Raw genomic sequence first — 11,941 nt, forward strand, 5'->3', positions numbered from 1 at the left:
GCATTTGACAAGTGCACGCTGTTGAGTTCTCAAGGAACGGACGCACCCACAGAAACGATCTCTCGACCTACCCGCGAGGCAACTTCACTACCTTATACGCCACACACAAGTCATATTTCACAAGTCGAATCAGAGGATTCAGTCTTGGAAGACAAGTGCCGAGTGGCAGAATCCGATCTTAGACCCTCGAGCCGAAGCTCACAAGTTCTGATCGGGGTGGTTCACCGCTTGAGAGGACGCGGGGCCTTTCGGCCGCTCCGCTCTCCCCTGTGGGGCGAACAAGTAATAAGTTACGCGGATACGGCCGACTCGTCCAATCAGCGCCTCATCCCGGGCGTGTCGCGACTTGAAATCCGCGGAAACACGCGGATCTCGCGCCGACGCCGGACCTGAACCGTGACGGCCAGCAGAAGGGACGCGATCGCCCATGCCGCGGCGATGCGCGTCAGAACTCCATAGATCAGTGCGGTCGGGGACATCACCGTGCTCTGGGCGGCGCTCATGAACACCGCGATCGCTCCGCCGACGACCAGAGCGACCGGCAGGGATACCCACCACAGGACACGCACCGCAGTCGGCAGCACCCGTCGCACCGGAACGGTCCCTCGTCGTGCCATCCACACGAGTCCATAGGCGGCGAGGACGATCAGCCCGAACGCGCCCGATCCGTACTGCAGCCACTTCACTCCCGGGAGGGGGCCCCACTGGTCGTCCAGCGACGGCATCAACGCCACGCCCAGACGCCCCTCGTGAGTGAAGAGATCCCACAGGATGTGCGTCGCGACTCCGAACGCGAGCGAGAGGAGCAGCCACATCAGCGCCACCGGTCCCCCGCCGAGTGTTTCGCGGAGACCGTCGCGGAAGCCGGCATCCCATCGGTCCGGAAGACGCTCGGCGACCACCCGCGGGGAGAGCTCGCGAACGGCGGGGCGGAGAACGCACCGCCAGACGAGAAGCAGCAGCACTGCCAGCACCGTGGTGACCGGCACCCAGGCGAAATCGTGGGTCAGGGAGTAGTCGGGCCACATGCCGCGGAAGAACAACGGCAGGTCGGGGGTCATCGCCCCGATGGCGATCGCCGCCGGCACCAGCCGCGTGCGCACGAAAGGGAGCGCGACGACGGCATGGCTCGGCGTGAAAGGCATCAGCCGACGAACACTCCGGCCAACGTCTTCTTGCCGCGCCGCAGAACCGAGACACCGCCCGGCAGCGAGCCCGTCACCGGGGTGTCGTCCGCGGTCACCTTCTGCCCGTCCAGCGACACACCGCCCTGTGCGATCGCACGCCTCGCCTCGCTCAGACTGCTCACGAGACCCGTCGACGTGAGTCCATCGAGCACCGTCGCCCCCGCGGGCAGGGACGCGTGCGGGAGTTCCGCCAGGGCGCTCCGCAGGGTCGCGGCATCCAGAGCCATCAGGTCGCCCTGGCCGAACAATGCCTCGGTGGCCGCGACGACCGCGTCGGCAGCATCCGGGCCGTGGACGGTCGTGACGACCTCGCGCGCGAGGCGCTTCTGCCCGGCACGACGGTACGGCTCCTCGTCAACCAGTCGCGCGTAGTCCTCGATCTCGGCTCGCGTGAGGAACGTGAACACCTTCAGGCGGTCGACGACGTCGCGGTCGTCGGTGTTCAGCCAGAACTGGTACATCGTCCACGGGCTGCACATGTCGGCATCCAGCCAGATCGCGTTGCCCTCGCTCTTGCCGAACTTGGTTCCGTCGCTGTTGGTGATCAGCGGAGTGCCGATCGCGTGGACCGACTCCCCCTCGACGCGGCGCACCAGATCGGTGCCGCTGGTGAGGTTGCCCCACTGGTCGCTCCCGCCGGTCTGCAGGACGCAACCGTACGCGCGGAAGAGCTCGAGGTAATCCATGCCCTGCAGGATCTGGTAGCTGAACTCCGTGTAGCTGATCCCGGCCTCGGAGTTGAGGCGGGCACTGACCGCATCCTTCTTCAGCATCGTCCCGACGCGGAAGTGCTTCCCGATCTCGCGGAGGAAATCGATCGCGCTGAGCGGTGCGGTCCAATCGAGGTTGTTGACCATCCGCGCCGCGCTGTCGCCCTCGAAGCTCAAGAAGCGCTCCACCTGCGTCCGCAGCCGGTCGACCCACTCCGCGACCGTCTCCCGGGTGTTCAACGTCCGCTCCGCCGTCGGACGGGGGTCGCCGATCAGCCCCGTCGAGCCCCCCACGAGGCCCAGGGGGCGGTGCCCCGCGAGCTGGAGTCGCCGCATCGTGAGCAGCTGCACGAGGTTTCCGAGGTGCAGACTCGGCGCGGTCGGGTCGAAGCCGCAGTAGAAGACGATCGGCGGTCCGGACAGCAGTTCGCGCAGCTCGTCCTGGTCGGTCGAGACGTGGATAAGACCGCGCCAGACCAGCTCGTCCCACACCGAATCGAACGCGGGGTCGTTGGCGGGCTCGAGGGCGCGAACGGAAAGCTCGTCGGAGGGAACGGACACCCTTTCAGGCTATCAGCGGCGACGACGCGGCCAGGATGGCGGGCGGGTCACGCGCCGCTGACGCCCCACCACACGACGAAGGCGGCCGCGAGCGCGGTCACCCAGCTGACGAGGCTGCCGATGAGGAAGTACTCCGCCCGATCTCCGCCCTCGCCGTCGCGGGAGATCTCGGGGAACCGCACGATCCCCTTCGCCGCGAGGACGGCGGCCAGCAGCGTGTACGCCCCTGCGAGGGTCAGGGCGAAGACGAGGATCCGTTCGAGCGGACCGATCAGGCGGCCGCCTTTGAGGGTGGTCGGTGCCTCGCCGGACGGGGGCAGCACACGCTCCCCCATCTCGGCGCGCAGCGCGATGCGGACCACGGCATTGCCGGACTCGAGCAGGAACAGCAGGCACCCCGCCACGAGCAGCACCGCGTCCAACGAGACGTCCGCGCGCGGCCCGTACGCCTCCCAGCCTGCGCCGAGGAGTCCCGGATGGGGACGAGCGGGCGCGACGACCACGCACGCGGCGACCGCGATCCCGAGGAGTCCCACCGGCCACAGGCCCGCGCGCGCCGAACCCGACTCGGGAACGACCCACGTCCAGATCGCCGCGACCGCCACGGCGAGGATACCGGCGACGACCGCATCCGCCCCGGCCGACAGCGCCACCAGCAGGACGCCCGCGACGGCGAAGATCGCCCTCCGGCGATGCGCGATCAGCCGGCGCAGAAGGTCCACGCCACCGACGGCGAGGAGCAGCAGGGCCGCGGCGATCACGATGACACCCCCGCCCGGAGGGCGAGGAACCCCTCGACGATCGCCACCGACCCGGCGGAGGCCAGCGCCTGCGAGACAGCCGACTGGGTGATTCCCTCATCGGCGGCGAGCTCGCGCTGCGATCGCCCCAGACACCGGCCGTACGTCAGACGTCGCGTCCGCTCGCTCATCGACGACACGAGTTGATCTCGCGACAACCCGTACGCGTTCGCGAGCGCGACGCTCTCGAGCACCCTCGCACCGGTGTGCTCCTGCGCCTCGAACCAGGTGCGGGCGTGGGGAACCGCCCGCTGCTGCATCGCCTCGACCCGCTCGATCGCCGTCCGCGCCGCCCACCACGCGGGCCCCTCCGGAATCGTCCGGCCGTCGACCTCGACGGGACGCACCTCACCGATCCCGACGCCGAACCGGCACTCGACCCCGTCGGGAAGGTTGAGGCGGACCAGGAGGAGGGCGGCCGCCGCGGCGGCGATCGTGGGGTACTCCCCCTGCAGCTCGTCTCCGACGACGGCGGTGAGCGGCGCGAGTGCGAGCGGGACATCGGCCTCCGCTCGCGCGACGGCGGCGTGGATCGCGCTCTGCGCACGGCTGCGGTCGTCCAACTCGCGCGAACGGACGATGTCGGCGATGACGGCGGCGATCATGTGAACAGCTTATGGCTTATGGGGACGGATTTATAAGCTTTTTGCTTATTCAGAACCCGAGATCATGCGCGGCCGCCTGCGCGCGGGACACCAGTTCGGTGCGCTGCTCGGACACACGGTCCGGTGCGGTGCCACCGGCGCCCGTGCGGCTGGCCACCGAGCCCTGGATCGTCAGCACGTCGCGAACCTCGGGCGTGAGCGACGGCGAAACCGAGGCCAGCAACGCGTCGTCGGCATCCTCGAGACCTATCCGCCGCTCTTCGCACGTGCGCACCAGTGCTCCGGAGATCTCGTGGGCGTCGCGGAAGGCCACGCCCTGCCGGACGAGCCACTCGGCGACGTCGGTCGCGAGCGAGAAGCCCTGCGGGGCGAGCTCCGCCATCCGATCGGTGTGGAATCGCAGGGTCGAGATCATGCCCGAGAACGCGGGCAGCACGAGCTCGAGCGTGCGCACCGAATCGAAGACCGGCTCCTTGTCCTCCTGCAGGTCGCGGTTGTAGGCCAGGGGGAGCCCCTTGAGCGTCGCCAGGAGACCGGAGAGGTTGCCGATGAGCCGCCCCGCCTTGCCGCGCGCGAGCTCGGCGATGTCGGGGTTCTTCTTCTGCGGCATGATGCTCGAACCGGTCGAGTACGCGTCGTCGAGGGTGACGAACCCGAACTCGCGCGTGTTCCACAGGATCACGTCTTCGGCCAGGCGGGACAGGTCGACGCCGATCATCGCGGTGATGAAGGCGAACTCCGCGACCACGTCGCGCGACGCCGTACCGTCGAGGGAGTTCTCGGCCGGGCGTGCGAGGCCCAGCCGGTCGGCGACGAGCTGAGGGTCGAGGCCGAGAGTCGCTCCGGCGAGCGCGCCTCCGCCGTAGGGCGAGACGGACGCGCGCACCGACCAGTCGCGCAGGCGCTCGATCCCGCGGACGAACGCCCAGCCGTACGCCTGGAGATGATGCGCGAGGAGGACCGGCTGCGCGTGCTGCAGGTGGGTACGGCCGGGCATGATGGCCGACTCGTGCGCAGATGCCTGCGACACCAGCGCGTCGATCAGTCGCAGCAGTTCGCGCGTGATGGTGCGGGCGTGGTCGAGCAAGTACAGACGCACCAGCGTGGCGATCTGGTCGTTGCGGCTGCGACCCGCGCGGAGCTTGCCCCCGAGGGCCGGACCCACCGTCTCGATCAGCACCCGCTCGAGGGCACCGTGCACGTCTTCGTCGCCCGGGGCCGCCACGAGCGCACCCGAACGCACGCGCTCGGCGAGGTCGTCGAGCCCGGCGTGCATGTCGCGTGCCTCATCCGCGGACAGATACCCGGCGGCCTCGAGGGCGGCAGCGTGCGCGTGCGAGCCGGCGATGTCGTACAGCGCGAGGTCCCAGTCGAAGTGGGTGGAGCGGCTGAGCGCCGCCAACTCGGGAGAGGGCCCGCCGGAGAAACGGGCGCCCCACAGCGCGCCCTCGTTCGTACCCTGGCCGGTCTCGGTGCTCATGCGTCCCAGCCTAGCGAGAGCGTCGGACACCACCCGGCCCGCTCAGTCCGCGGACGCCGGAGGCGCGGCATCCGGTCGGGAAGCAGGACCGACGACGCGACGGACGACGCCGTCGATCACCGCTTCCAGCGGCCCGCGCCCCCACAACAGCGCCCAGGCGGTGCACCCGACGACGATTCCGAGAGTCAGCGGCAGGAACAGACCCGCATCGCGCACGCCGGAAAGATCGGACGTGTCGCCGAGCAGCACGGCCGCGAACACCGCCCACACGACGATCTGGAGGACGTACGCGGTGAGCAGCATGGAGCCGACCGTGCGAAGCGGAATCGCCACCCATCGGAGCGGAGTGCGACAGACCAGCAGGCACAGCCCGATCATCGCGACGGCGAATCCGCCCGAGCCGACGACCTCCCACAGACCTGACGAGTGCGCCTCGGCGGTCCAGACCGCGGCGAGATAGGGACCGGCTTCGGCGACCGTCGCCGCCGTGGCGATCGCGACGCCGTACCCGCACGCCGCCACCGCGCCGCCCACGACCGTGAGCGCCGCCTGCACGCCGAGCCGCCGCAGGTCCAGGCGCCCGACACCCATCCCCGCGAGCAGGAAGGCGATCCACACCGGGAAGGGGTACGCCCACCCCACGAGGGCCTGCAGGTCCTCCCCCGCGCGCCCGCTCCAGATCGGAGCGGCGTCGAGGAACGGGTAGACCCACGGCATCACGACGGCGACGAGCGCCGCCGCCAGGAAGAGGTTCCCCGCGCGAAGCCCGAGGAACGGCAGCGAGAGGGCGAACAGCAGCGCGTAGGCGGGAAGGATCACGTACACCGGGACGCCCGTCATCACCAGCAGGATGCCGATCCCCCAGAGCAGAGCCCCGCGCAGGGCCAGGCGCGCCGCCGCGCGCGAGCGAGCGGCCCCCTCGGGCGGTCGAGCCCCACCGGTGACGAGAGCGATCGAGACACCCGCGAGCGTCGCGAACAGGATCGAGGAGCGTCCGTTGACGATGTCGAGCCAGGTCGTCGGATCATCGAGGACGAGCGGATCGATCGTGAGCAGGTGCGCGGCGAGCATGCCGAGCACCGCCAGCCCGCGAGCCAGATCGATGCCGACGAGTCGGGCGGGTCCGTCGAAACGACGCCACGCCCGACCCGTCCGCGAGATCAGTCCTGGCTCAGCAGCCACACCAGCAGCGCCTTCTGGGCGTGCAGTCGGTTCTCGGCCTCGTCCCACACGACGCTCTGCGGACCGTCGATCACCTCGGCGTCGACTTCGTACCCGCGGTCGGCCGGGAGGCAGTGGATGAAGATCGCCGCGTCGTCGGCCCGCGCCATCAACTCGGAGGTGACCTTGAAGCCGCCGAGATCGCGGATACGCGCGATCTTCTCCTCCTCTTTGCCCATGGACACCCACGTGTCGGTGACCACGACATCCGCTCCGGATGCCGCAGCTTCGGGGTCGGTGGTCAGCGAGATCGATCCGCCGGTCGCGGCGGCGATGCGCTCGGCATCCGCGATCACGTCGGCACGAGGGGAGTAATCCGCCGGCGAAGCGACCCGGACGTGCATGCCGGCGGTCACACCGGCCAGGACGTAGGAGTGAGCCATGTTGCTCCGACCGTCGCCGAAGAACGACAGCGTCAACCCGCGCAGCTCGCCCTTGTGCTCGCGGATCGTGAGCAGATCGGCCAACAGCTGGCACGGGTGGAAATCGTCGCTGAGGGCGTTGATGACCGGGACACGGGTGCCGCGAGCCATCTCCTCGAGCCCCGCCTGAGCGTATGTGCGCCACACGATCGCCGCGACCTGGCGTTCCAGGACGCGTGCGGTGTCCGAGGGCGTCTCCTTGCCGCCGAGCTGGCTGTTCGCGGTGGAGATGATCAGCGGAGAGCCCCCCAGGTCGGCGATGCCGACCGCGAACGACACCCGGGTGCGCGTCGAGGACTTGTCGAAGATGACCGCGACGGTCTGCGGGCCGGAGAGGGGCTTCTGCGCCCAGCGATCTTTCTTCAGCTCGAGGGCGAGGTCGAGGATCTCGCCCTGCTCGGCAGGGGTGAGGTCGTCGTCGCGCAGCAGGTGGCGGGTCACGCGGGTACTCCTTCGGCCGCCCGATCGGCGGACTCGTCGATGATGAGGGCGTCGGCCACCGTGGCCAACGACGCGCGGAACAGCGCGAGGAACTCCGCGATCTCGGCATCCCCGATGATCAGCGGCGGGGCGAGACGGATGGTCTCGTCGTTGGCGGCGTTGATGATCAGCCCGTGCTCCTGCGCAGCCGCCACCACGGCCTTCGCGACCGGGTGGGCCAGCGCGACGCCGAGCAGCAGCCCGCGGCCACGCACGCCGGCGACCAGCGGCGATGCCAGGCCCGCGATCCCCTCACGGAGCTGTGCTTCGCGCCGCGCGGCGTTGTCGACGAGACCGGCGGACTCGATCTCCTGCAGGACGGCGCCGGCGACGGCGGTTCCCAGCGCATTGCCGCCGAACGTCGAGCCGTGGGTGCCCGGGAAGAACAGGTCGCTGGCCGCCCCGAACGTGATGAGCGCGCCGATCGGGAACCCGCCGCCGATGCCCTTGGCGACCGTGATGGCATCCGGGACGATTCCCGCTTGCTGGAAGGCGAACCAGGCACCGGTACGACCTGCCCCCGTCTGGATCTCGTCGACGATCAGCAACGCGCCGTGGCGGGCCGTGATCTCGCGCGCCGCCTCGAGGTACCCCTCGGGGAGTTCGACCACACCGGCCTCGCCCTGGATGGGCTCGACGATGAACGCGGCGACGCGCTCGTCGACCGCCGCCTCGAGGGCTTCGACCGTCGCCTCGATGTGCTCGACGCCGGGCACCATCGGCAGGAAGTCGGCCTGCAGGGCGGGCTTGCCGGTGAGCGCGAGAGCACCCATCGTGCGCCCGTGGAAACCGCCCTGGAGCGTCAGGATGCGGGTGCGGTCGGTTCCGCGCCCGTGCAGCCGGGCCAGCTTGAACGCCGCCTCGTTCGCCTCGGCGCCCGAGTTGGCGAAGTAGACGCGGCCGGACTCCCCGGTGCCCGCGAGTCGCTTCAGCCGCGCGGCGAGCGCCAACTGCGGGGGCGTGGCGAAGTAGTTCGAGACGTGCGCGAGGGTCGCCGCCTGCGTCGACACCGCCTCGACGAACGCCGGGTGGGCGTGGCCGAGAGCGTCGACCGCGATCCCGGCGAGGAAGTCGAGGTACTTCTTGCCGCCGTCGTCCCAGACGTAGGCACCCTCACCACGCACGAACAGCGCCATGCGGTCGCCGAAGCTGCGCACGAGGTCGCGCCCGGCATCCTCCTGCCAGGACGGGCCGCGCGAGCCGTGGGATTCCTGTGTCGTGTCCGCGTTCACGCGACCACCTCCGTTCCGATTCCTTTGCTGGTGAACAGTTCGACGAGCACCGAGTGCGGCACGCGGCCGTCGATGATCGCGGCCGTGGGCACTCCCCCGTCGACGGCGTCGAGGCACGCCTGCATCTTCGGGATCATGCCCGACTCGAGTGTCGGCACCATCGCGCGCAACTCCGTCGAGGTCAGGTGGGAGACGAGCGAGTCGCGGTTCGGCCAGTCGGCGTACAGGCCGGGGACGTCCGTCAGCACGACCAGCTTCTTCGCGTTCAGCGCCACCGCGAGGGCCGCAGCTGCGGCATCCGCGTTGACGTTGAGCGATGCGCCCGGGTTGTCGAGGTCGGGTGCGATCGAGGAGACGATCGGCACCCGCCCGGCGGCGAGATGGTCGAGCACGGGCTGCGGGTCGACGGTCACGACGTCGCCCACCCTCCCGAGGTCGTGCTCGACGCCGTCCACCACGACGCCGCGGCGACGACCGCCGAAGAGTCCGGCATCCTCTCCGCTGAGACCCGTCGCGAGCGGCCCGTGCGCGTTGACCTTGGCGACCAGCTGCGGGTTGATCTGCCCCGTGAGGACCATGCGCACGACCCCGATCGCCTCGGTGGAGGTCACCCGGTAGCCGCCGCGGAACTCGCTCGGGATGTCGAGCCGGTCGAGCATCGACGAGATCTGCGGACCGCCGCCGTGCACGACGACCGGCTTCACCCCGACGTAACGGAGGTAGGCGATGTCGGCCGCGAAGGCGTCCTGCAGTTCATCGCTGACCATGGCGTTGCCGCCGTACTTCACCACCACCACCTGGTCGCGGTACTTGCGCACCCACGGCAGCGATTCGACGAGAGTCACCGCCCGTTCGCTCGCCGCGGCCGGATCGGTGTCCTGGATATCGATATCGCTCATGAGGCGTAGGCGCTGTTCTCGTGGACGTAGTCGTGGGTGAGGTCGTTCGTGCGGATCGTGGCCGCGGCGTCGCCGACGCGGAGGTCGACGACGAGATCGGTCGCGCGGGGGGTCAGGTCGACCTCCTCGCGCGGACGGTCGGGGCCGCCCGCCGAGCACACGCGCACCCCGTTCATCCACACGTCGACGTCGTACGGGTCGAACGCGGCCTGCGTGGTGCCGATGGCGGCGAGCACGCGGCCCCAGTTCGGGTCGTTGCCGAAGATCGCGGCCTTGAAGAGGTTGTTCCGGGCGATCGAGCGGCCCACCTCGACGGCGTCGTCCTCGGTCGCGGCGCCGACGACCCGGATGGTGATGTCGTGGCTGGCGCCCTCGGCGTCGCTCTGCAGCTGAGCGGCGAGATCGTCGCACACCGCGGTCAGCGCGGCGGCGAACTCGGCGGCATCCACCCGGATGCCGCTGGCCCCGCTCGACAGGAGGGTGACCTGGTCGTTGGTCGACATGCAGCCGTCGGAGTCGAGACGGTCGAAGCTCACCCGCGTCGCGGCACGCAGGGCGGCATCGGCCTCGGACGCGTCCAGCACCACGTCGGTGGTCAGCACGACGAGCATCGTCGCGAGCCCGGGCGCGAGCATGCCGGCGCCCTTCGCCATCCCGCCGATGCTCCAGCCTTCTCCGACGTGCGCCGCACGCTTGGGACGGGAGTCGGTCGTCATGATCGCGAGAGACGCGTCCTCGCCGCCGTCGACCGACAGCGCCGCGACGCCCTTCTCGACCCCGTCGAGCACCTTGGCGCGGAAGACCTCGTCGCCGGTGCCGATGAGACCCGTCGAGCAGACCACGACGTCGCCCGCACCGACGCCCAGCAACTCGGCCGCCCGCTCGGCGGTCTGGTGAGTGGTCTGGAAACCGAAGGACCCGGTGAAGCAGTTCGCTCCGCCGGAGTTGAGCACGACGGCCTCAACGACACCGTCCTTCACGACCTGCTCCGACCACAGGATCGGGTTGGCCTTGGCGCGGTTGGAGGTGAAGACGGCCGCCCCGACCTTCTGCGGACCGCGGTTGACGACGACGGCGACATCACGCGCGCCGGTGGACTTCAGCCCCACGGCGACGCCGGCCGCTTCGAATCCTGCGGGGACGGTCACGCTCACGGGGCGACTCCGTTCAGGGGAAGGGCCGTGGTCTCGGGAAGACCCAGCGCGATGTTGAGGGACTGCACCGCGGCGCCCGCGGTTCCCTTGACCAGATTGTCGACGGCGGCGACGACCACGACCCGGTTCGCCGCGCGGTCGATCGCGAGTCCGAGCGACGCGACATTCGCGCCGAGCACGTCGGCCGTCCGCGGGAACGTCCCCTCGGGCAGGACCTCGACGAACGGCTCACCCGCGTAGGCGTCCTCCCACGCGGCTCGGATCTCGGCATCCGAGACCCCGGAGCGGATCGGAGCGGACGAGGTCGCCAGGATGCCGCGCGCCATCGGCACGAGCACGGGCGTGAACGAGACCCGGATGCCGTCGGCCGGAGCGCCCGCGGCGGCCAGAGCCTGCCGGATCTCGGGGATGTGCCGGTGCGTGCCGCCGACCGCGTAGGGGTTGGCCGTGCCGAGGATCTCGCTCGCGAGGAGGTTCACCTTGGCCGATTTGCCGGCACCGCTCGGCCCGACCGCGAGCACCGACACGATGTCGCCCGGATCGATGACCCCGGCGGCGACACCGGGTGCCAGAGAGAGGGCGACGGTGGAGGCGTTGCATCCCGGAGCGGCGATCCGCGCGGCGCCGCGCAGGAGGTCTCGCTGCTTGCCGCCGGCGATCGGAAGCTCGGGAACGCCGTACGCCCACGGCTCGGGGTGCTCGCCGCCGTAGAAGGCCGCCCAGTCGGCGACGGAGGTGAGCCGATGATCGGCTCCGGCGTCGATGACGAGCGGGGTGTCGCGGAGGGCTTCGGTGTACTGGGCCGACTGACCGTGCGGCAGCGCGAGGAAGACCACGTCGTGCCCGGCGAGCACCTCCGGAGTCGTGGCCTGGAGCTCGAGGTGCGCGAGCGAGCGCAGGTGCGGCTGGTGGGAGATGAGCGCCTGGCCCGCGTTCGCGTGCGCGGTGACGGTGCGGATCTCGATGTCGGGGTGATCGGCGAGCAGGCGGAGGATCTCGCCGCCCGCATAGCCGGAGGCGCCGGAGACGGCGACCGAGAGGGTCATGGATCCACCTTAGAAGTCGGGGCTGTGGCTGTGATCAGCGTGAACCGGGGCGGCGACGCCCGTATGCCCGACCGACGGCGGGTTACGAGGTCGCCGAAACTCGGCGTGCGGCCCGACGTCGACGCACGGCAACGGTGCTCACGG

The 11,941-nt window shown here is 70.3% G+C and carries 11 protein-coding genes; all 11 read right to left on the reverse strand.

Translation table 11 applies throughout. The features are described from left to right. Window positions 1–317: 317 nt before the first annotated feature. From CSIV_RS03980 to argC, 11 genes are read right to left on the reverse strand one after another with little or no spacing between them, the layout of a single operon-like run. Complete coding sequence (locus CSIV_RS03980; protein ID WP_077050136.1) at window positions 318–1,145, reverse strand: DUF4184 family protein; 828 nt, start codon at window positions 1,143–1,145, stop codon at window positions 318–320. Beyond that, complete coding sequence (gene tyrS / locus CSIV_RS03985) at window positions 1,145–2,458, reverse strand: tyrosine--tRNA ligase (protein WP_077050137.1); 1,314 nt, start codon at window positions 2,456–2,458, stop codon at window positions 1,145–1,147. The genes CSIV_RS03980 and tyrS overlap by 1 nt, the downstream gene beginning before the upstream one ends. 47 nt (window positions 2,459–2,505) lie before the next feature. Continuing rightward, window positions 2,506–3,219 (reverse strand): hypothetical protein, encoded by a 714-nt coding sequence (locus CSIV_RS03990; protein WP_077050138.1) that lies wholly within the window; start codon window positions 3,217–3,219, stop codon window positions 2,506–2,508. Then, complete coding sequence (locus CSIV_RS03995; RefSeq protein ID WP_077050139.1) at window positions 3,216–3,863, reverse strand: SatD family protein; 648 nt, start codon at window positions 3,861–3,863, stop codon at window positions 3,216–3,218. Before CSIV_RS03995 ends, CSIV_RS03990 begins: the two co-directional genes overlap by 4 nt. A 49-nt stretch (window positions 3,864–3,912) precedes the next feature. Beyond that, window positions 3,913–5,343: an argininosuccinate lyase gene (gene argH, locus CSIV_RS04000; protein ID WP_077050140.1), complete on the reverse strand. Its 1,431-nt coding sequence runs from the start codon at window positions 5,341–5,343 to the stop codon at window positions 3,913–3,915. Between the two features lie 42 nt (window positions 5,344–5,385). Further along, window positions 5,386–6,525: a heparan-alpha-glucosaminide N-acetyltransferase domain-containing protein gene (locus tag CSIV_RS04005; protein WP_083734978.1), complete on the reverse strand. Its 1,140-nt coding sequence runs from the start codon at window positions 6,523–6,525 to the stop codon at window positions 5,386–5,388. Further along, a complete protein-coding gene (gene argF / locus CSIV_RS04010) occupies window positions 6,504–7,427 on the reverse strand; it encodes an ornithine carbamoyltransferase (RefSeq protein ID WP_077050141.1) in 924 nt (307 codons plus the stop codon). The genes CSIV_RS04005 and argF overlap by 22 nt, the downstream gene beginning before the upstream one ends. Next, window positions 7,424–8,698 carry an acetylornithine transaminase gene (locus CSIV_RS04015; protein WP_077050142.1) on the reverse strand — a complete coding sequence of 425 codons (1,275 nt, stop codon included), beginning with the start codon at window positions 8,696–8,698 and terminating at the stop codon, window positions 7,424–7,426. Before CSIV_RS04015 ends, argF begins: the two co-directional genes overlap by 4 nt. Then, window positions 8,695–9,597: an acetylglutamate kinase gene (argB, locus tag CSIV_RS04020; RefSeq protein WP_077050143.1), complete on the reverse strand. Its 903-nt coding sequence runs from the start codon at window positions 9,595–9,597 to the stop codon at window positions 8,695–8,697. The genes CSIV_RS04015 and argB overlap by 4 nt, the downstream gene beginning before the upstream one ends. Further along, window positions 9,594–10,751, reverse strand: a complete 1,158-nt coding sequence (argJ, locus tag CSIV_RS04025) for a bifunctional glutamate N-acetyltransferase/amino-acid acetyltransferase ArgJ (protein WP_077050144.1) — start codon at window positions 10,749–10,751, stop codon at window positions 9,594–9,596. The genes argB and argJ overlap by 4 nt, the downstream gene beginning before the upstream one ends. Further along, window positions 10,748–11,797 (reverse strand): N-acetyl-gamma-glutamyl-phosphate reductase, encoded by a 1,050-nt coding sequence (gene argC, locus CSIV_RS04030; RefSeq protein ID WP_077050145.1) that lies wholly within the window; start codon window positions 11,795–11,797, stop codon window positions 10,748–10,750. The genes argJ and argC overlap by 4 nt, the downstream gene beginning before the upstream one ends. Window positions 11,798–11,941 lie beyond the last annotated feature (144 nt).

The organism is Microbacterium sp. CSI-V, assembly GCF_001984105.1.
Classification (GTDB): Bacteria; Actinomycetota; Actinomycetes; order Actinomycetales; family Microbacteriaceae; genus Microbacterium.

Bases quoted from the DNA above. Each gene is read 5' to 3' on its own strand.
- CSIV_RS03980 (WP_077050136.1), bottom strand. From the start codon at position 1,145: ATGCCTTTCACGCCGAGCCATGCCGTCGTCGCGCTCCCTTTCGTGCGC.
- CSIV_RS03995 (WP_077050139.1), bottom strand. From the start codon at position 3,863: ATGATCGCCGCCGTCATCGCCGACATCGTCCGTTCGCGCGAGTTGGAC.
- argH (WP_077050140.1), bottom strand. From the start codon at position 5,343: ATGAGCACCGAGACCGGCCAGGGTACGAACGAGGGCGCGCTGTGGGGC.
- argB (WP_077050143.1), bottom strand. From the start codon at position 9,597: ATGAGCGATATCGATATCCAGGACACCGATCCGGCCGCGGCGAGCGAA.
- argC (WP_077050145.1), bottom strand. From the start codon at position 11,797: ATGACCCTCTCGGTCGCCGTCTCCGGCGCCTCCGGCTATGCGGGCGGC.